The following is a 19,673-nucleotide window of genomic DNA, read 5'->3' as shown; positions in this document are numbered from 1 at the left end:
CAGTGTTATAAATGTTTACTTTAAACCATAAATCAAATTTTGATTTTTGAGATGAGGATTGACCGTTTTGAAAGTTTCAATTGTTGTCGGTGACTTATCCAGTAGTGGAGCCGGAAGATGGGGCGGCGCTGTACGTCCATTTTTGTTGGCTCAAGCTTTAAGAAAAATTGACTGTGATGTAGAAATTGTTGGTTTTGTTGGAGCAAGCGATCAACCCTTGTCGCTCAGTGAAGATATACCTATTATTTCCATTGTCAAAGAGAATTATTATCCTCAATTTTTCAGTTCCGCTCAACAGCTTTTGCGAAACATTAACGGTGAAATTATCTACGCTTATAAACTTAAAGCCTCGAGCTTTGGGTTATCTATCCTCAAAAAAATACAAACCCGCCGCCCCTTGATTTTAGATATTGATGATTGGGAGTTAAGCTGGTATGGCGGAGATGAATGGGCCTATAAACCCTCTCTCAAACAATTAGGAAGGGATATTTTTAAAGCCGACGGTGCTTTAAGACAGCCTGATTATCCCCTATATCTCAAATTAATGGAACGTTTCATTGCTCAAGCAAATTGTATTACCCTTCATACCCAATTTTTACAGCAACGTTTTGGGGGGATTTATTTACCCAATGGCAAAGATACCACTTTATTTGATCCTGAACGTTATGATGCAGAGGCTAGTCGCCTTCATTATGGGTTGAGCGGCTATCGAATTTTAATGTTTCCTGGGGCACCACGACCCTATAAAGGCTTGGAAGATGTTTTACTAGCCTTAGAACAACTCAATCAAAAAGACCTCAAATTGGTGATAGTGGGAGGAAGCCCTTATGATGATTATGATCAGGAATTGATGCAAAAATGGGGACAGTGGATCATTCAGTTACCGAAAACGCCAGCGAGCATGATGCCTGAAGTGGTTGCCGCCGCTCACATTATTGTGGTTCCTCAACGAGACGTGCCGGCAGCACAAGCTCAATTTCCCTTAAAGTTAACTGATGGTATGGCTATGGCCAAGCCAATTATCTCAACTCCTGTGGGGGATATTCCTGAAATTTTAGGAGAGACGGGTTATTTAGTCGATTCTAATTCACCTCAACAAATAGCCGAGACAATTGAGTATATTTTTGATCATTGGCAAGAAGCAACCGAAAAAGGCCAGCAAGCCCGACAAAAATGTCTCAAATCTTATAGCCTTGAGGCAATGGCTAGTACCCTTTCTCAAATTCTTAATTTTTTATCGGGTCCAACCTAGAGAAAACAAGGTTTTGCCTATTGCCTCTTGCCTGTTGCTAGATTTTTAATTTCTAGTAGGAACTTGAGAACCCGAGGACGGATTTTGCATCATTTGCTGCTGTTTGCGTTTAAAATCCTGAGCCGCCTGATTTAAATTACTATCACTATCTTCCTGAAACTGTGAAGCATCACGACTACGACGCAGATTAGCATTGTGAATCAGGTCTAAAGGATTCAATCCTCCTAAAGAATTATCTACACTGCTATTTTCTTCATTACTTTGATATTTAACTTCAGGATTTTTAGAATTAGGAATCAGTTGGGCAGAAGCCGAGCTAGAATAGCTGGCAACGATCCCAAGCGTAGTTCCAAAAGCCAAACACAGAGTAAAAATAGTTTTTTTCATGACTAATATTCCAAATCAGAACAGATGAGCAAAATTTTCTATAAATTGGGGATTTTATTGAGGGTTTAACCCCCTTTAACTAGGGGGTAATCAGGGCCGTCATACTAAGCAAATCGACGACGTAATAAAGGCTGAATTGTTAATAATATTAACCCATCAAATGCTAATAAGATCAACAAAACTCCAGCAAAATTAATGGCTGCCCAAGGAGTTTGTAAGACTGTGCTACCTAATCCCCACTCGGCGTTGAGATAGAGATAACGGATAGGTTCAATGGCATAAGTCAGAGGGTTAAGACTAGCAACAATTTGTAACCATTTTGCCATAAACTCAAGAGGCGCAAGGGCGGTACTAGCAAACAGGAGTGGTAAGTTAGTCACAAAGATCACCGCTAGTAACTCAATATGTCCGGGTAAAGCAAACGCTAACCCTAGACTCAAGGCCGTTACCCCTAAAACAATTAAAAAGACCACTAAAGTCATGGCACCAGTGGCGGCTAAAGAAGGCCATCCGGCCCCTAAAACAGCACTTGCGGCCACAATCACCGCCGCTTGGATCAAACTGAGGGTAATGATATAAAGAGTAGAAGCGGCCACAATCGAATAACGAGAGGCAAGGGGGGCAACTAATAGACGATTGAGAAAGCCAAACTCTCGGTCAAACATGATCGGCAACCCTGCATTTAATGCCCCAGAAAAAGCCGTAAATACGATAATTCCCGGAGCCAGAAATTTAGCATAATTGATCTGTTCTCCAAATAGACCATTAGGGGCATTGTAGAACAGAGCGCTAAACAAAACTAACCACATAAACGGCTGGATAATACCGGCAATTAACGAGGAAGGACGGCGTTGTAGTTGAATAAATAGACGTTTAGTTAGGGCGAAGGTTTCTTGTAGGAAATCTCCCAGTTCATTACTTGGGTTTTCCATCTTGGACTTGATAGCTGTATCCGGAGATAAAGACGGTTCTAATTGAGTGGGTGTAAGAGTTTGACTCATAATGTTTTCCTTGTGATTATTTCATCTGCTGTTTTTGTTCGGCTTTCAAGTCACGAGTACCAGCAGAGGCTAATTCCGCATCCAGTAGAGTACGTCCTGTTGCGGCTAAATAAACATCATCTAGACTCGGACGAGACTGAGCCATACTAAAGATGGGTAAACCGGCTGATCCTAAAGACTGTTCTATTTTACTGAGGGGATTACTTTGAGGTGTTACCACCAGGTTAAGGGAATTTCCTTGGGCGCTATTGATAATCACTTCTTCTACAAAAGGAAGGGTTTGCAGAATTTCTTTAGCTTTTTCGGCTTCTGGAGTAGGAGAAAATTCCCGAATCCGCAGGGTAACCCGATCTCCTCCCACTTGGTCCTTTAATTGGGAAGGTGTTCCCTCAGCAATGACTAACCCTTGGTCTATGATCGCTAATCGATCAGCTAGGGCATCTATTTCTTCTAAATAATGGCTTGTAATTAACACTGTCGTGCCGGCAACTTTCAATTGCCGCAGAAAGTCCCACATAATAAAGCGGCTTTCAATATCTAATCCTACAGTAGGTTCATCAAGGACTAATACTTGCGGTTGGTGAAGCAGTCCGGCGGCAATATCGAGGCGTTTCTTTAATCCTCCTGAATAAGTCCCAGTTTTGTTATCGGCATAAGCTTCTAAACCCAGTAATTTAATTAACAGATCAATACGTTCTTTGGCTTTATTATTGGGGAGATGATAGAGTGCCGCTTGTAATTGGAGTAATTCTCGCCCTGTCAGGACTTTATCTAAGGCAACTTCTTGGGCAATGTAGCCTAAACATCTGCGTGCTGCTTTCGGGTTATCAATCACTGATATTCCCCCGATTTCTACTTTGCCGCCATCGGGTTTAGCCAGGGTACACAGACAACGAATCGTAGTGGTTTTTCCGGCACCGTTAGGGCCAAGTAAGCCAAAAATTTCGCCTTCTTTGACGGTGAAGGAGATGTCTTTCACCGCTTCTACATTACCATAACGCTTGTTGAGGTGTTCGATTAAAACAGCAGGAGGCATAACGATTTCCCTACCCGAGTCAACGATACAAAACTATACCTATCCTATTGTAGGTGTTTACTCTAGGAACATCTATCTATTTTTGCAGTGACCCTGATCACAGCCCGTGATTGATGTTGATCACGTTTTTTGCCAAAGTAAACATTGTAGACTGATTATCAAGCTTATACTCAAAAATTTATTAATTTTTTTATGTTACACCGCTTAATTATTAATTCCTCTAATTTTAGGAAAATTATTGATCTTCAAGAGTCTTTTTATACCATTGGTCGTCACTCAACAAACTCTATTATACTTCCCAGTCCTAAAATTTCTAAAAAACACGCAATAATTGTGAAAATTTCCGGTGAAAAACCTCAAAAAGTTTTTCAAATTATTGATGGTGACGAGCAAGGAAATCGCAGTAAAAATGGTATTTTTGTCAATGGAAAAAAAGTTTTAAAACATCAGCTTAAACACGGAGATATTATTAATTTTGACAAAGATATTAAAGTGACTTATTATATTATTCATGTTACGTCAAATTACTTTATCAATTTACCCGCGTCTGAAACGTCATTTCAACCCTCTACTGAGGTATTCGTAAATGCCCAATGGGATCAAACTGAAACAGAAGAAAAACAAATTCTTTTACCCGAATCTTATCTATCTAAATTAGCCTCTTTAGTTGAATTTAGCCCTAATCCCATTATTGAAATAAATTTTGCCGGAGAAATTACCTATTTAAATTCAGCCGCTATTCAGAAGTTTAAAACTATTCAAAAGGAAAAAATCAACCATCCAATTTTCAGGAATTTACTTGAACAAGAATTTCATCAAGACGGAAATTTATTAATTCGAGAGATTAAAATTGGACAAGAAATATTTGAACAACATATTCATTATTTAAATGATAGCCAACTCATTAGAAGTTATATTTTTGATATTACTGAAAGAAAACTAGCAGAAGAAATTCTTCATTACCAAGCTTATTATGATACCCTAACGGGACTCCCCAACAAAATATTATTTAATCAACAGTTAGCCACAGCCTTAGCGGATGCTCATTTTAAAAATACTCTTTTAGCTGTTCTATTTATTGATTTAGATGGATTCCAAAATGTTAATGATACCCTCGGCCATAGCACAGGTGATCAATTGTTACGAAGCTTTGCTCAAAGATTAAAAACTCGACTCTGCGCGGGTGATTTTTTCGCTCGTTGGGCCGGGGACGAGTTTACCATCTTAGTGCCTTACCTGGAAAATATAGAGGAAGCAAAAAACCTGGCACAAAGAATATTCAATATCCTACAACAGCCCTTTAATATATCAGATAACTTACTCTACCTTAAAGCCAGTATTGGTATTGCTATTTATCCTCAAGATGGAGAAGATGCAGAAACCCTAGTGAAAAATGCCGATGCGGCTTTATACCGCAGTAAAGAAATAGGAAAAAATAATTATCAATTTTATAATCCCATTATTACCTCGAAATCATGCCAACGACTCCAAATAGAAAATTTACTCCACCAAGCACTAGAAAAAGAACAATTTTTACTGCATTATCAACCTCAGATTAACATTAAAACCGGCCAGGTTTTGGGCATGGAAGCTCTGATTCGTTGGCAACATCCAGAGCTTGGTTTAATTTCGCCCACTAAATTTATTCCTATTGCTGAAGAAACAGGTTTAATTGTCAATATTGGAGAATGGGTATTAAGACAAGCTTGCCTGCAAAATCAATTTTGGCAAAAAATGGGATTACCTCCCATCCGCATCGCGGTTAATCTTTCGCCTCAACAATTTCAACAACCTAATTTTATTAATGTTGTCACACAAATCCTGAAAGAAACTGATTTAGAAGCCCATTTTCTCGAGTTAGAAATTACGGAAACAACCATCATGGAAAACATAGATTTCGCTTGTCAAGTTATCAGTTATTTTCAAACAATGGGTGTTCACATTTCTATGGATGATTTTGGAACCGGCTATTCTTCCCTGGGTTATCTGAAACAAATTCCTTTAAATAGCATTAAAATTGACCAAACTTTTGTCAAAGACCTCAAAGAACATCCGCAAGATTTAGCGATTATTTCGGCTGTATTAGCCATTGGGCGTGGTTTCAATCTTAGAGTCATTGCCGAGGGAGTTGAAACTCAATACCAAGTGGATTTGTTGAAAAAACTAGAATGCGAAGAAATGCAGGGATTTAAATTCAGTAAACCCCTTACTCCAGAAGACGCGGCGAAGTTCCTCTGGTCTTCTCCGTTTAATAGCTAATCTTCAGAGCATTTACCGGTACATCCTCCCAAGAGTCTACGGTTCTGATTTGTACTACCCATCCCTCCTCTTTTTGCTGGTCAGTTAAACTCTTGAGCCAGGTTTGATGACAATCCATAGCCGCTTGTTCATTACAAGAAGCAATACAAGAGTAGATTATCCCACCGGGGTCTATTTGTTCATTTACCCAAATTTTCATAAACTTTTTTTCTTCCACAGCTATTTAACATTAATTTTACCAGAATTAGAAAAAGTCTAACCCTTTGCGAGTAAAAAGCTTGTAGGCAACGTTTTTAGAGCTTATTATTGACAATCATATCGCTGATAATTGTATCCATTGATATGAGGAAAAGATTGAGCATCAACTCGACAATTATTTAACCGTACAGGAGCCTTAAAATTTACTGTCCAAACCTCTAAAGGAAGCGTCAATTTATTGACCGTCTTCTCTAAGGTAATTGTGGCAATCTCTGGCATTTTTAAGGTGTGATGAGCCAGCAAAAACTGAAGTTTTACAGGTAAGTTTTTTTTCTGCAATTGCCAAGCAATTCCCATCATCTCTCCCGTTTGAACTAAATTTTGATGAGTGGTGGCGATTAAAACCGGATGAGATGAGCTACTTTCAATCACCTCAACTAATTGATTCGGTAAATAATATTTTTTATAACCGAGATTAAACGTGATAGTCAGACAACTTAAAAAACCCATAAAAATTATGATTGAAATAATAATTTTCGGTTGTTCAAAAACTTTTAATACTTTCCAATTACTTGAAAAAATAGCAAACTTTTTTTCTAAAAAACCCGCTAAAATAACGCCCAAAATAACGGGCACAGCCGGAAAATAAACAAAACTGTAGCGTGCCCCTCGCGTAATATCTAATCCTAAACAATAGGTAATGGCAAAAAAAAGCACAATGGCACTAACAATAAATCCGAGCAATACCCCTATTCCTAAACGAAAATGGCGGTTTTGCCAACCCATTTTCAAGCCTCTATTAAGCTTAGGAATAGCCCAGACAAAAAACAGTAACATTAATAAGCCCGAAAAGATAGCTAAAGGTAAAAACGATGATTCTATCGGTAATAGAGCTATCATAGTCACCCAAGCCGCCATCAGTTGGAAAACAGGACTAATGAAAGCAATAAAATTAAAATTATCTTGATGAATCCATTCTGTCATCCCTTTGCCATAATCATGAGGAACAAGTAATAAAACCCAAGCGATTGCAGTGGTAATCGTCCCAAACGCAACCAGGGCCAAACGCCAGCAATTTTTCTTAAAAATCCCTGATGGTATGCCGGTCTTGGATGAAATTAGCAGAGAGTTTTTAATCGAATAATACAGAATAAGAATTAAAGTGAGTGCTTCAGCCGCAAGGGTAAGACTAAAAAAGTAGTGAGTCGCTAACCCAAGACAATTAATCATCAGCCATAAAAAAACAATGCTCATGGGGATAGCGGTTTTCTTTTGAAAATGTTTTGCACATCTGAGCAGACAACACAAAGAAAAAATCACAAACAAAATTGCTAAAGTATAGTGACGGGCTTCTTGAGCAATAAAAACCCCGTAGGGTGACACCGCCATCATGATCGCTGATAAATGTGCGACTTTTGCCGACCCAAAGGCAATTCTAGCAAGATAATAGACAGCAGGAATAGAAAGCCCCCCTAATAAAGCAGGTAGTGAACGCGCTGCCCATACAGAGATATATTCTCCATTACCCGGCCATAAATTCATCCACCAATGAGCTAAGACAAAATAAAGAGGGGGATGGTTATCGTTATCGAGTAATAAGGAAATGACATCAAAAATGGTTGCGTCTCGGTTCAGTCGTAGGGGTTGCAAAACCATTTCAGGAGAAATAACTTGGTTAAGCAATACCGAATCATAATTATTGCCTAGGCTAAATACCATCGTAGCAAACTCATCTGTCCAAGGAGGTTTAGCGGTTAAGTTCAAAAACCTCAACCCGCAACCGAGTACAGTCCACAATATTAACAATAACCACTGATAAGATTTTCCAGTTAGGGTTTTAGGGTTTTGATTGGTACTCAACCTCATAGGCAAATAAATAAAAGATGGATGACTGACAACAGGAACAGCCAATCACAAATCATATAATGATCTAGGTTTACAACTTTTTACAGACTCGATTCATTCTCAAAAGCTTCCAAAAACCCAAAAAAAAATCCAATACCGCTCATAGCACTCCCCAAAAAATCAAGCTAAACTAGAAAAAGTTAACATTACTTAATATATAAGCGAATTTATGCACTTAGCCCCACTAGACTCTCTAAAGTCTGTTCCTGGTAACTATTGGCAATGGCGAGGCCACAAAATTTACTATGTCAAAGCCGGTTCGTCTCATTCCTTACGGCCTCCTCTGCTGTTGGTGCATGGGTTTGGCGCATCGACCGACCACTGGCGCAAAAATATCGCTCAACTGCAAGAAGATTTTGAAGTCTATGCGATCGATTTATTGGGTTTTGGACGCTCTGCCAAACCGAATATAGAATACAGTGGGAATTTATGGCGGGATCAATTGCATGATTTTATTGGGCAAGTGATCGGAAAACCGGCGGTCTTAGCCGGCAATTCTTTAGGGGGTTATGCCGCGTTGTGTGTGGCGGCGCAATGTGTTGAGGCGGCTAACGGGTTAGTATTGCTCAATAGTGCAGGGCCTTTTAGTGATGCTTTGCAGAACCGTAACCCAGGTTTAGTACAAAAACTGATCCGTTCTGTATTATTAAGTCCTGTGGGAAGTTATTTGTTATTTCAATATGTCCGCAGGCCCGCTAATATTCGTAAAACGCTGAAAAAAGTTTATTTAGATCACAGTGCGGTTACAGATCAATTAGTAGAAGATATTTATCGTCCCTCTTGTGATGCTGGTGCTGTACAAGTTTTTGCGGCTGTGTTTAAATCCCCTAAAGGAGAAACCATTGATAATTTGTTAAAACAGTTAAATTGTCCTTTGTTGATGTTATGGGGAGACGGCGATCCTTGGATGAATTCAAAGGTAAGAGGCGCTAAGTTTCGTCAGCATTATCCGAATTTAACTGAATATTATCTTCAAGCGGGTCATTGTCCTCATGATGAAATTCCTGACAAGGTGAATGAGTTGATTAAATCTTGGGTTTTGGAAAAAGTCATGGCTTAAAAGTTTTAATCGACGCTTAGAGTTTTATTGCGGCTAAAAGGGGACTTTAAAAGTTCCCAATGCTTGGATATTCTCAGAGACTTTGAACAGATATCTTGGTCTATAACTCGTTTGATTTGCAGTTTGGTTCGCCATAGCGCTCGCAGTTATAGACACTAATTTGCTTGTCAGTAATATGTCAGCAATAAAAGTATCTCGGGAAAAGTTAAACTGAGTAAAAAAAATGAAAAAACCTTTTAGATTTAGTAATGGCAAAGTTGCTTATTCAGCCGAAAGATTAATTGCACTGTGCGACCAAAAGGAAAATACAAAATTTGCTAGAAGGCATTTAAAAAAAGGAGATTTTGAGCGATGGCTTCATTATATGGGAGAAATAGATTTATGTGAATTAGCTAATTCATCAAAGGATAACTTAGAGAAATTTCTTGAAGACTCATATAAGATTTTAAATGAAAAATATTATATCAAATATTTACCTGCATTCGATAAAGCTATTGAAATTATGCTTAAAGAATATGAAACATTGCGAAATGAAATATTACAAGCATTTCAAGAGCGACTTCAATTAAATTTATTAGGACTAGCCGCTATTTTTACTTTAGCGGGACTAGGATTAGCTCCCTTACCTAATTTATTGACAACTGAAATTACTACGGTAACAGAACCTGGATATCTTCATAGTTTTTTTAGTCATCAATTTTTATATGATTCAGTTAATTCTTCTATCGGAAATACTGACTTACCCAGTAAGCAACCGATTCAATCTCAAAAGCAAACTCAAGATAATACTAATGATCAAGAAAAATTAAAAATCATAAGAACAACTGATTCTAGCACTGTACCCAGAGCAATTATTCCTTGTGTAATCATTTTTAATTGGCTTATACCTATAGTTGCTTTATATATGTCTTATAAAAATATAAAATTATTTTCTAAAACCATTGCAATTGGCGAATACATAAAAAATATAATTGAATGTAGAATTAAAAATATTTATGAAATTTTTAATATTCATGACAATTCTAAATATAATATTTTAAAGCAAATTAAAATCCCTTTAACTTGGGAGCGATTTGTAGCTGACAACTATAACTCAACAACATCCTCTTATATTCGTGATCAAGAAATACTTTACGTTTTATTACTACTTTTAGTAGGAATTTCTGCGGTTTCTTTTTTAGGAGGAACTTTTTTAATGAATCTTGAATACACAGAGCAACAATATTTGAACTTACCTAAATTTTTATATACATTTGTAAAAATAGCGATCTTTTTTATAATACTTCTTCTGATTAGTATTTTTCTTAATTCGTTATTCGTTAAAAAAGATCAAAAACCAATATTGACTTTACTAATTTTTGTAATAGATGTTTTAGTATTTTTAATATTTAAATTAGTTACAAAGGAATCCCTAACAAATGTCTTGTTAATCTATAGTCCTTTGACCATCATTCAATTCTTAGTTTCTGAATTTTTCTTAAAGAAAGAAAATGAATGGAATGGAACAAAAATAAGAGAACAAATCAGCGAACAAATGAAAGATACAACAAATTATATAAAAGATCTCTGGAAAGATAAGTAGGTGGGCAAAAATAAATGGACAATAGATTAACTCTTAAAAATGCCTCAATTCCTTATTTGTTCCCTGTTCCCAGATCCGGTGTTCCCTCTCTCCGTTTTACGTTTAATTATGCCCACCAACTTACTCCCCCTCCTTCGGGAGATGGAAGTTCAGGGGAAAACAAGGCCGAAAAAATAAAGGGAGCAATCAACTATAATCCGTCCCTGGGAGAGGAAGTTCCGGGAAAAGATGACAATTAACTATTATCTATTGCTTCTCGTGGCGTTTCTATTACCCGTAATAGACTGAGCGAGTTGGTCGTGTTGTTGGAGAGTCGGTAAAGTTTTAGCCGCCCAAGCTTTGAGGTCTGGGTCTTGTCCTTGTTGAGCTTGATTTTCAAACAAGGAAATATCTTTGTTATGATCTTCCGTCATCAGACTCATATAAGCTTGATCAAACTGCGCTCCTGAGAGCTTGGATAGTCTAGTCAAAGCCGCTTTATGCTCCTCCCCGATATCTGAAGGAAGCTTAATACCTTTTTTGCTGGCTAATTGTTGAAGTTCTTTGTTAGCTTGGCTATGATCCCGAACCATACGCTGTCCAAACTGTTTAACCTCAGCCTTAGTAGCTCGTTTTGAGGCTAACTGTCCTAATTTTACTTCTGCCATCCCACCTTGAGCCGCTTCAGTGACGAAATTTCTATCGGTAGCACTCAAAGAGTTTTGTCTGGGTTGGCTTTGGGATTGATTGGACGTTTCGGCTATCTGATAAGATTGTCTAGACGAGGATAGGGGGGCGGCTGTCACAGTCAGTACAGGAATAAATAACAGGCTACTGCCAGCAATTATAGCGACTATAGTTTTATTTTTTTTCATTTTCTTTGGATGAAAGCATAATAATATATTTGGTCTTCAGTTTGTTTTATATCGAGGCAAAATAGTTCTAACTCGAGATAGAATAATGACTCAGTATTTCGACATAAATAAATAAGTCTTAAGACAATAGTAGGGTGTGTTAGCGTAGCGTAACGCACCTCAACCTCTTAGGACTTACGCACTCTCCAGGAAACTATTAGGGTTTGAGATTGTCCGAGATCCTTCGCAAGGCTGATCCTTCGCAAGGCTCAGGATGACATAAAATCGTTGTTTTTAATCAGGAGTGCGTAACCCACCTCAACCTCTTAATAATCAATTTTCAGGCTAATAAAAAAATCCCCATCAAAGAACTAAAAAAAGAAAAATTAAAGACGTAATTATATATTATTCGGATCAATTCCTAATTCTCTTAGTTTGGCGGCTAATTTCTCGACTTTGCGTTGTTCTTCTAGTCTAGCTTGTTCAGCCGCCAGTCTAGCTTGTTCAGTTTCTTGATGACTTAACAAAGTTTGCCGAGTCATGGGATTATAAAACCTCATTTCCCCATCTTGTAATTTTAATTCTAGACCTAATATTTCTGAATAAATAGAATAATTATTGTCATCTAAATAATTTTTTTCGAGAGGAAAATAATTGCCATCCACTAATCGAAAACCTTGTAACTGGAGTTGAAGATAATCAGCAGTTGGGTCATATTGAAAATACTCTTTTACCCCCAAATAAGCATAAAGTCCCTTTTTAGTTCCCTGATCTTCACTGACAGTCGTTTTCGAGGTAATTTCTAACATAAAATCAGGTATCTTATTGTCCTCTTGCCAGACTTTATAAGTTCGCCTTTTCTTTTTAATTACTCCAAAAACCACAAATACATCAGGGGCTACTACTGCTTTAGGGTTTCCTTCTTCGTAATAAATAAAAAGATTCCCTGAAATATAAACTTCTGGATGGTTTTGAAAGTAAATATTAAGAGCTTCAACTGCATAAGTTAAATAATCACGGGTTGGGTCGCTTTCTGCCATCGGTAAACCGTCGCTTTCTGGGTATTCTATCTCTGTGGAGAAATTACGATAAGAAATAGTCATAGTTATGTGGGGTAATAAATTTTAGGTTTCGCGCAAAGACACAAACGAGGCAAAGGAGTTAGCCGCCACTGATTTTAGCTTTGTATCCTAGTTCGAGCAAAATTTCGAGGATTTTTTGTTTATGATCGCCTTGTATTTCTAGGGTGTTTTCTTTGGCGGTTCCACCACTGCCGCATTTAGCTTTTAAGTCTTTGAGTAATTTCGTTAAGGTTTCGGGTTTACATTGAAATCCGGTAATGACAGTTACGGTTTTTCCTTTGCGTCCTGAGCGGGTTGCTTGTACTCTTAAATTCTGTTGCTGTGGGGGTAATTCAGGAACTGAGCGTTCTAAAGCGGCTGAATTATCCACAGAACCAAATTCCCGATAAGCGGCTGAATCTTTATTAGATGACTTACGTTGAGAAGACATAATATTTATTGACTACTGTAGATCTTATTTTACTTTCATCTGTATTCATCTCTAAAAATTCGAGGTGCGTTAACCCAACAGCCAACGCACCCAACAACCGATTATACCGATTATACAGAAACAGGGACTTTTCCATCTAAAGGTTGAACGCGCTTGAGATAATCTTGTAATTGATCACCTTCAATCACTTCTTGCTCGAGAATTTTTTGAGCAATTTCCTCTAACAAATCTTGATTTTGTCTTAAGATAGCTAACGCTTTTTGATGTCCCTCTTCTACTATGTCTTTAACCTCATCATCAATGGCCCTTGCGGTTTCATCGCTAACCATACGGCGAGGGTTCATCATCTCATTGCCGAGGAAATTATTTTGCTGTCCCTTCTCATAAGCGAGTGGTCCCAATACCTTACTCATTCCGTAAGTAGTAACCATTCTCTCTGCTAAATCAGTGGCCCGTTGTAAATCATTAGCCGCACCTGTGGTTATGCTACCAAACACCACCTCTTCGGCGGCGCGTCCACCGAGTAGAGTCGCAATTTGGTCGCGCAACTCAGATTCATCCATTAAGAAACGGTCTTCGGTGGGCATTTGTAAGGTATAACCTAATGCTGCCATGCCTCGGGGAACAATAGAAATTTTAGCCACTTTGCCGCCACCGGGCATAATTGCACCCACTAACGCATGACCGACTTCATGATAGGCAACAATGGTCTTTTCTTTATCGGAAAGGACGCGGCTTTTTTTCTCTAATCCTGCGATAATCCGCTCAATGGCTTCTCTAAAGTCTTCCTGCGCCACTGTATTGCGTTGGTTACGGGCGGCGAGTAAGGCGGCTTCATTGACTAAATTGGCTAAGTCTGCACCCGCAAAACCGGGGGTACGAGTAGCAATTTCTTTGAGATTTACATCTTTATCTAATTTGACCTTTTGGGCGTAAATTTCTAGAATCTTTAAACGACCTCCAAGGTCCGGGCGGTCTACTAAGACTTGTCGGTCAAACCGTCCGGGGCGTAAAAGGGCAGGGTCTAAAGTTTCTGGGCGGTTAGTAGCAGCGAGGACAATAACAGTAGCATCACCGGCACTAAATCCGTCCAGTTCGGTTAATAATTGGTTGAGGGTTTGTTCGCGTTCGTCATTTCCCCCAACAAACCCGTTACTAGCGCGAGATTTGCCGATGGCATCTAATTCATCAATAAAGATAATACAAGGGGCTTTCTTTTTGGCCTGTTCAAACAAGTCCCGCACTCTAGCCGCACCGGCACCGACGAATAATTCCACAAACTCTGAACCAGAAATACTAAAGAAAGGAACTTTCGCTTCGCCGGCAACGGCTTTAGCTAAGAGAGTTTTACCGGTTCCGGGAGGTCCGACTAATAATACGCCTCTGGGAATTCTCGCCCCGATGGCTTTGTAGCGTTGGGGGTTTTTTAGGAATTCAACAATTTCTGCTAACTCGGTTTTAGCTTCTTCTACGCCGGCCACATCTTCAAAGGTGACTCGGGTGGATTCTTCTTCTACATATACTTTAGCTTTACTCTTGGTAAATGAAAGAGCGCCGGCTGTTCCACCACCGCTTCGTCCCAGGAAAAATTGCCAGATAGCGACAAAAATCAGAGGAGGAATCACCCAACTTAAAATACTACCGATCCAATTATTTTTCGGGGGTGGGGCGGCGGCAAACTCAATGCCTTTTTCTTCTAAACGTTTGGGCAGTTCTAAATCAAAAATCGGGGTCGTACTGAAAATTTGTCCGAGTTGCCCTTGTTCGTCTTTAATTTGGTAGCGGATTTCATTTTGTCCTACGGAAACCCTGGCCACTTCTCCATCCTGTACCTGATCGATGAAGAGACTATAAGGAACTCGAGGTATTGACGGTCCGAATATTTGGGGAAATAATAGGTTGGCTAACAAAAATAATCCCGCCAGCAAAAATAGGATATTTCCTATCTGGCGAGAACGAGAGGGAGGTCTGTCTTTGATACTCATTGCTATAATGGGAGGTTTTGATTAGGGCGTTTTTAACTATTGTAAAATCCCTATCCTTTCTTCACTGTGTTTTTTCTTGTGAGGTATCCCATCATACAGGTTCGGAAATCAATACTTGTTGACACTCCCCAGCCTAAAGGCGTGGGGATTCTTGGTTCACAGAAGATGCTTGCTCTGACAGGATTGCTCCAACCAAAGTAGAGGTATCTTCTCCCCCATTAGCCGTAGCTAACGCCCTCAAGAATCTCACTTTCAAAAGCTTTAGATCCCGTATGCCCTACGGTACTTAATCCCTTCTGTAGGATGTTTAATGCAGCGTTGACATCTCTATCTAAAATACAGCCACAAGAACAAACATGAGTTCTAGTTGATAGAGATTTTTGGACTTTTTGCCCACAGCTAGAGCAATTTTGAGAGGTGTTATGGGGAGGAACGGCAACCGTCACCTTTCCATATTTGTAGCCAAAATACTCCAACCAACGCCTAAATAATGACCATCCTACATCTGATATCGACTTCGCTAGATGCCGATTTTTAACCAGGCTTTTAACATTTAAATCTTCATAGGCTATCAAATCGTTAGATTGAATTAAGCGGAGTGCCTTTCTCTTGGCAAACTCTTCTCGCTGCCTACTTACCTTTAAATGTTTCCGAGCAGATCGATTTCTAGCTTTGTGATAATTTTGAGAGGGTTTTTGTCCCTTGCGGAATTTTTTAGATTTTTTCCTGTTAGCCTTATTAAGTTGACGTTCTGCCTTTCTATAAAACTGAGGAATGGGTTCAATATTTCCTTGACTATCAGCATAGAAATATTTCAAGCCCACATCCACCCCTACTGCTTTTTGAGAGGGCGTTAACGGTTCAACCCTATCTCTAGGGTCTAAATGAATTGAAAACTGCACGTAATACCCATCGGCTCTCCTGATTATTCTTACTCGTTTTATTTGCTCTATTTGGTAATAATTTAAGTCTCTAGTCCCTATCAGTTTTAACTTCCCGATGTTTTTCTTATCGGTGAAAGTGATATGCTTTCTATTTTCTGATAGCTTCCATCCTGAGACTTTGTACTCTACCGAGCGAGTATTTTGCTTGAACTTTGGATAGCCTTTCTTTCCGGGTATTTTCTTTTTACAGTTATCAAAAAACTTGTTGATTGCTCTAAGCACTCTTTCTACCGCCGTTTGACAGGCATGGGAGTTTAAATCATCAACAAATTTGTATTCTTTCCTCAACCTCGTGTTGTATCGAAAGAGTTCTGTTTTGCCCACACCTCGATTATCCATCCAATAGCGAAGCACCTTATTTCGGACAAACTGAGATGTCCTGATGGCTTCATCAATTGATTGAATTTGTTGAGGTTTTGGTTTAACTTTGCACTCTATGACAAACACAATTTGATACTCGGCTACTGGATATCAATATTGTAGCATAGGTTTTGAAAAGCCGTCCCTTCGTTGTCACTCAGGACAAGCCTAAAAGGACGGGGCTTGTACCCAAAAATTTTCGGTCAGTTAACAATTAACCGTTAACAGTTAACCCTTAAGGAACAACAGTCACCCGAGTTCCCACCTTAATCTGATCAAATATGGCTTTAATATCCGAGTTACGCATTCTCACGCAACCATGAGACACCGCTTGACCCATTAAATGTTCGGCTTGAGTACCATGAAAACCTATATAGTTTTTTCCATCAGTCCAAAACCCGATCCATCTTTCCCCTAAAGGATTTCTTGGCCCCGCAGGAATAATACTGCCATTCCAGGGATTTTGCCAAATGGGGTTGGGAACCATTTGAAGGACTTGAAAATCTCCTGTAGGAGTTTCCCATCCTTTTTTCCCCACTGCAACCGGATACATGGCCACTTGCTGATCCCCTTGATAAATATATACTCGCCTTTCCTTGAGTTTTAAGATTAAACGAGTTTCTATCACCTGTGGTGGTGCTTCGGGTTCAGTTACCCCTGTACCATCATCTCCAGGTGGGGCCTCTGTAGGAATCTGCTGAACGGGGGCCTCGATAGTTTCTTGTATAGGATTAATTTGATCTTGTCCGGTTGATATATTTTCAACAGGGATATTTTTAGTCTTTAAATCATCGGCTATGGCTGGTCGCTGTCCATTGAATCTTGTATCCACAAGACCGAAACAGGTTAACAGCAGTAAAAGAAACAAATAATGTGCTTTCACCATCTGTAGTTATTAGTTAGTTGAGAAATGAGAAGTTGACTCTGTTATAGCAATACTATTATGCTTACCTAATAGAAGTTAAGCAATCTTTTCTTTTTGCCTCAGAGAGTGTAGGCATCGGAACTAGGCTCACTTGAGTAAGATTTAAACAAGAAGATAGATTATCTTGTCTGAGTTCAAGCTAGACTATTTTAGATTAGGGTCTATTAAGTTAGGATCAGCAAAAAGACTGAGAACAGATATATGCCGAGCTTTTTATTAGAAGTTGGTACAGAAGAATTACCCGCAAGTTTTGTCGATGAAGCGATCGCCCAGTGGCAAAACCGTATCGCCACAAGCTTAGAAGAACAATTGTTAACGCCACAGGGAATAGAAATCTATGGAACTCCCCGCCGTTTAGCCGTATTGATCAAAGAACTTCCCACTAAACAACCTGACCGGGAAGAAGAAATTAAAGGCCCGGCGGCGAATGTGGCTTTTTCTAATGGGAAACCCACTAAGGCCTTAGAAGGCTTTCTGACAAGACAAGGGGTTGCCCCGGAAAATGTGGAAATTCGCAACACCAATAAAGGGGATTTTGTCTTTGTTCAGAAAAAAATTATAGGCAGAACTACCACAGAAATTCTACAAGAGTTAGCGCCTCAATGGATTACTCAGTTAGAAGGACGGCGGTTTATGCGTTGGGGAGATGGAGATCTCCGTTTCCCTCGGCCCATCCGTTGGTTAGTGGCTTTATGGGATAAAGAAGTTTTGCCCCTAGAGTTAGTTAATGGGGGAACTCTTTTAAAAAGTGATCGCCTTTCTTGGGGTCATCGCATTTTACACCCAGAGGCGGTTAGTATCCCTGAAGCGAATGCCTATCAGAAGAGTTTACAACAAGCTTATGTGGAAGTTTCTCCCCATCAACGTCGTTCCTCGATCAAACAACAAATCGAAAAAGCCGCTAAACCCTTAAAAGGTGTTGCTGTTATTCCGCCTGAGTTATTGGATGAGGTGGTTAATTTAGTGGAATATCCTACCGCCGTTGTGGGTAAATTTGATGCAGAATTTCTCAATCTCCCCACTGAAGTCATTACTACGGTGATGGTGACTCATCAGCGCTATTTTCCTGTACAAACAAGCACGAAAAAGACAAATGATTCGACTTTGCTACCCCATTTTATCACCATTGCTAACGGTGACCCGAAAAAAGCTGACCTCATTGCTTCGGGTAATCAACGGGTGATCCGGGCCCGCTTAGCTGATGCTCAATTTTTCTATAAAGCTGACTGTGATCAACCTTTAGAAAGTTATCTCCCCCAACTAGAAACCGTTACCTTTCAAGAACAATTGGGTACCATTCGAGATAAGGTAGATCGGATTATGGAAATTTCTCAATTGATTGTGGAGCAGTTGGAGTTAGAACAACAAGAACGCACTGAGATCGAAAGTACCGCCATGCTGTGCAAAGCTGACTTGGTGACACAAATGGTCTATGAATTCCCCGAACTTCAAGGGGTCATGGGACAAAAATATGCTTTAGTCAGTGGAGAGTCTCCCAATGTCGCCCAAGGCATTTTTGAACATTATTTGCCAAGGGGGGCTGATGATATGATGCCAGAGTCTTTAACGGGTCAAGTGGTGGGATTAGCTGACCGTATTGATACTTTGGTCAGTATTTTTGGCTTAGGAATGATCCCCACAGGTTCCGGTGATCCCTTTGCTTTGCGCCGCGCGGCTACGGGAGTGATTAAAGTGACTTGGTATGCAGATTTACCCATTGATCTGTTAGCGTTAATTGAGCAAAGTTCAGAGGATTTTGTCACTGCCCATCCTGATAAAACTTCTCCTGTTGAAGCCCTAAAAAGCTTTTTGATTCAACGTCTGAGTACCCTATTGCAAGATGATTTGAAGATTGATTATGACTTAGTGAATGCCGTCTTGGGAGAAAATGATCCCGAATATGCCCAAAGGGCTTTAGAAGATTTATTGGATGTTCGTGATCGCGCTCAATTTCTTCAAGAGATTCGCAATAATAAAAAGTTAGAGGAGATCTATGAAACGGTCAATCGTTCTGCCCGTCTTGCAGTTAAAGGCGATTTAAATACTCAGGAACTTGATCCGCCAAAAGTTATTCGTCCTGATTTATTTGAGAAGTCTTCAGAAAAGCAATTTTATGAGGCGTTAATTGATTTAGTTCCCACTACCCAAACCGCACAAGCGGAACGAAATTATCAATTATTGGTGGATGCTTTAGCTAAAATTGCGCCCACAGTCAGTAATTTTTTTGATGGAGATGATAGCGTTTTAGTGATGGATGAAAATCCTGAAATTCGACAAAATCGTCTCAATTTATTGGGTCTTCTGCGAAATCATGCCCGGGTTTTAGCTGATTTTGGCCCGATTGTGAAAAGTTAATTTTCATTAGTCATTAGTCATTAGTCATTAGTCATGGGTCATTAGATAGTGGCTGGCGGCTTTCTCACACTTATGGTGA

General features: G+C 39.4%; 17 protein-coding genes. 6 read left to right on the top strand and 11 right to left on the bottom strand.

The window, feature by feature from the left end; all coding sequences use genetic code 11:
- Window positions 1-67 precede the first annotated feature (67 nt).
- Window positions 68-1,252 (top strand): glycosyltransferase family 4 protein, encoded by a 1,185-nt coding sequence (locus tag CYAN7822_RS18260; protein WP_013323736.1) that lies wholly within the window; start codon window positions 68-70, stop codon window positions 1,250-1,252.
- Between the two features lie 45 nt (window positions 1,253-1,297).
- On the opposite strand, the gene CYAN7822_RS18255 is transcribed toward CYAN7822_RS18260, so the two are convergent.
- The 3 genes from CYAN7822_RS18255 to CYAN7822_RS18245 form a co-directional block, all read right to left on the bottom strand.
- On the bottom strand, window positions 1,298-1,639 hold the full coding sequence (locus tag CYAN7822_RS18255) for a hypothetical protein (RefSeq protein WP_013323735.1): 342 nt from the start codon (window positions 1,637-1,639) through the stop codon (window positions 1,298-1,300).
- Between the two features lie 104 nt (window positions 1,640-1,743).
- The gene (locus CYAN7822_RS18250; RefSeq protein WP_013323734.1) at window positions 1,744-2,640 is read right to left on the bottom strand and encodes an ABC transporter permease; all 897 of its coding nucleotides are present in this window, start codon (window positions 2,638-2,640) and stop codon (window positions 1,744-1,746) included.
- A 16-nt stretch (window positions 2,641-2,656) separates the two neighbouring features.
- Entirely contained in the window at window positions 2,657-3,676 is a 1,020-nt protein-coding gene (locus tag CYAN7822_RS18245; RefSeq protein WP_013323733.1) for a daunorubicin resistance protein DrrA family ABC transporter ATP-binding protein, read from the bottom strand.
- Between the two features lie 192 nt (window positions 3,677-3,868).
- On the opposite strand from CYAN7822_RS18245, the gene CYAN7822_RS18240 reads away from it, so the two are divergent.
- The gene (locus CYAN7822_RS18240) at window positions 3,869-5,935 is read left to right on the top strand and encodes an EAL domain-containing protein (RefSeq protein ID WP_013323732.1); all 2,067 of its coding nucleotides are present in this window, start codon (window positions 3,869-3,871) and stop codon (window positions 5,933-5,935) included.
- Here the strand turns inward: CYAN7822_RS18240 and CYAN7822_RS18235 are convergent.
- Both CYAN7822_RS18235 and CYAN7822_RS18230 read right to left on the bottom strand, forming a co-directional pair.
- Window positions 5,925-6,134 (bottom strand): hypothetical protein, encoded by a 210-nt coding sequence (locus CYAN7822_RS18235; RefSeq protein WP_013323731.1) that lies wholly within the window; start codon window positions 6,132-6,134, stop codon window positions 5,925-5,927. The two genes, CYAN7822_RS18240 and CYAN7822_RS18235, sit on opposite strands and share 11 nt — an antisense overlap.
- Before the next feature lie 104 nt (window positions 6,135-6,238).
- Window positions 6,239-8,044, bottom strand: coding sequence for a glycosyltransferase family 39 protein (locus tag CYAN7822_RS18230; protein WP_342635674.1), 1,806 nt, complete (start codon window positions 8,042-8,044; stop codon window positions 6,239-6,241).
- Between the two features lie 163 nt (window positions 8,045-8,207).
- On the opposite strand from CYAN7822_RS18230, the gene CYAN7822_RS18225 reads away from it, so the two are divergent.
- From CYAN7822_RS18225 to CYAN7822_RS18215, 3 genes are all read left to right on the top strand, one after another.
- Window positions 8,208-9,098, top strand: a complete 891-nt coding sequence (locus tag CYAN7822_RS18225) for an alpha/beta fold hydrolase (protein WP_013323729.1) — start codon at window positions 8,208-8,210, stop codon at window positions 9,096-9,098.
- Between the two features lie 223 nt (window positions 9,099-9,321).
- The gene (locus CYAN7822_RS34665) at window positions 9,322-10,680 is read left to right on the top strand and encodes a hypothetical protein (RefSeq protein ID WP_013323728.1); all 1,359 of its coding nucleotides are present in this window, start codon (window positions 9,322-9,324) and stop codon (window positions 10,678-10,680) included.
- A gap of 14 nt (window positions 10,681-10,694) precedes the next feature.
- Window positions 10,695-10,919, top strand: a complete 225-nt coding sequence (locus CYAN7822_RS18215) for a hypothetical protein (protein ID WP_013323727.1) — start codon at window positions 10,695-10,697, stop codon at window positions 10,917-10,919.
- A 3-nt stretch (window positions 10,920-10,922) separates the two neighbouring features.
- On the opposite strand, the gene CYAN7822_RS18210 is transcribed toward CYAN7822_RS18215, so the two are convergent.
- From CYAN7822_RS18210 to CYAN7822_RS40365, 6 genes are all read right to left on the bottom strand, one after another.
- Entirely contained in the window at window positions 10,923-11,534 is a 612-nt protein-coding gene (locus CYAN7822_RS18210; RefSeq protein WP_013323726.1) for a DUF4142 domain-containing protein, read from the bottom strand.
- Between the two features lie 377 nt (window positions 11,535-11,911).
- Window positions 11,912-12,616: a Uma2 family endonuclease gene (locus tag CYAN7822_RS18205; protein ID WP_013323725.1), complete on the bottom strand. Its 705-nt coding sequence runs from the start codon at window positions 12,614-12,616 to the stop codon at window positions 11,912-11,914.
- A gap of 58 nt (window positions 12,617-12,674) precedes the next feature.
- The gene (locus CYAN7822_RS18200; protein WP_013323724.1) at window positions 12,675-13,025 is read right to left on the bottom strand and encodes a translation initiation factor; all 351 of its coding nucleotides are present in this window, start codon (window positions 13,023-13,025) and stop codon (window positions 12,675-12,677) included.
- A 110-nt stretch (window positions 13,026-13,135) separates the two neighbouring features.
- Window positions 13,136-15,010, bottom strand: a complete 1,875-nt coding sequence (gene ftsH4 / locus CYAN7822_RS18195) for an ATP-dependent zinc metalloprotease FtsH4 (RefSeq protein WP_013323723.1) — start codon at window positions 15,008-15,010, stop codon at window positions 13,136-13,138.
- A gap of 218 nt (window positions 15,011-15,228) precedes the next feature.
- Window positions 15,229-16,401 carry an RNA-guided endonuclease InsQ/TnpB family protein gene (locus CYAN7822_RS18190; protein ID WP_049802583.1) on the bottom strand — a complete coding sequence of 391 codons (1,173 nt, stop codon included), beginning with the start codon at window positions 16,399-16,401 and terminating at the stop codon, window positions 15,229-15,231.
- A gap of 148 nt (window positions 16,402-16,549) precedes the next feature.
- Window positions 16,550-17,050 (bottom strand): L,D-transpeptidase, encoded by a 501-nt coding sequence (locus tag CYAN7822_RS40365; RefSeq protein ID WP_425365344.1) that lies wholly within the window; start codon window positions 17,048-17,050, stop codon window positions 16,550-16,552.
- Window positions 17,051-17,440: 390 nt separating this feature from the next.
- On the opposite strand from CYAN7822_RS40365, the gene glyS reads away from it, so the two are divergent.
- Window positions 17,441-19,594 carry a glycine--tRNA ligase subunit beta gene (gene glyS / locus CYAN7822_RS18180; RefSeq protein ID WP_013323721.1) on the top strand — a complete coding sequence of 718 codons (2,154 nt, stop codon included), beginning with the start codon at window positions 17,441-17,443 and terminating at the stop codon, window positions 19,592-19,594.
- Window positions 19,595-19,673 lie beyond the last annotated feature (79 nt).

This window comes from Gloeothece verrucosa PCC 7822, from assembly GCF_000147335.1.
Classification (GTDB): Bacteria; Cyanobacteriota; Cyanobacteriia; order Cyanobacteriales; family Microcystaceae; genus Gloeothece; species Gloeothece verrucosa.
The sequence above is the reverse complement of the archived record's forward strand: the minus strand, read 5'-3'. Positions and strand labels throughout refer to the sequence as shown.

What these genes read in the sequence shown, in the direction of transcription:
- CYAN7822_RS18215 (WP_013323727.1), top strand. Translation starts at nt 10,695, where the DNA reads ATGGACAATAGATTAACTCTTAAAAATGCCTCAATTCCTTATTTGTTC.
- CYAN7822_RS18255 (WP_013323735.1), bottom strand. Translation starts at nt 1,639, where the DNA reads ATGAAAAAAACTATTTTTACTCTGTGTTTGGCTTTTGGAACTACGCTT.
- CYAN7822_RS18200 (WP_013323724.1), bottom strand. Translation starts at nt 13,025, where the DNA reads ATGTCTTCTCAACGTAAGTCATCTAATAAAGATTCAGCCGCTTATCGG.
- ftsH4 (WP_013323723.1), bottom strand. Translation starts at nt 15,010, where the DNA reads ATGAGTATCAAAGACAGACCTCCCTCTCGTTCTCGCCAGATAGGAAAT.
- CYAN7822_RS18250 (WP_013323734.1), bottom strand. Translation starts at nt 2,640, where the DNA reads ATGAGTCAAACTCTTACACCCACTCAATTAGAACCGTCTTTATCTCCG.
- CYAN7822_RS34665 (WP_013323728.1), top strand. Translation starts at nt 9,322, where the DNA reads ATGAAAAAACCTTTTAGATTTAGTAATGGCAAAGTTGCTTATTCAGCC.
- glyS (WP_013323721.1), top strand. Translation starts at nt 17,441, where the DNA reads ATGCCGAGCTTTTTATTAGAAGTTGGTACAGAAGAATTACCCGCAAGT.
- CYAN7822_RS18225 (WP_013323729.1), top strand. Translation starts at nt 8,208, where the DNA reads ATGCACTTAGCCCCACTAGACTCTCTAAAGTCTGTTCCTGGTAACTAT.
- CYAN7822_RS18205 (WP_013323725.1), bottom strand. Translation starts at nt 12,616, where the DNA reads ATGACTATTTCTTATCGTAATTTCTCCACAGAGATAGAATACCCAGAA.
- CYAN7822_RS18245 (WP_013323733.1), bottom strand. Translation starts at nt 3,676, where the DNA reads ATGCCTCCTGCTGTTTTAATCGAACACCTCAACAAGCGTTATGGTAAT.
- CYAN7822_RS18240 (WP_013323732.1), top strand. Translation starts at nt 3,869, where the DNA reads ATGTTACACCGCTTAATTATTAATTCCTCTAATTTTAGGAAAATTATT.
- CYAN7822_RS18210 (WP_013323726.1), bottom strand. Translation starts at nt 11,534, where the DNA reads ATGAAAAAAAATAAAACTATAGTCGCTATAATTGCTGGCAGTAGCCTG.
- CYAN7822_RS18235 (WP_013323731.1), bottom strand. Translation starts at nt 6,134, where the DNA reads ATGAAAATTTGGGTAAATGAACAAATAGACCCCGGTGGGATAATCTAC.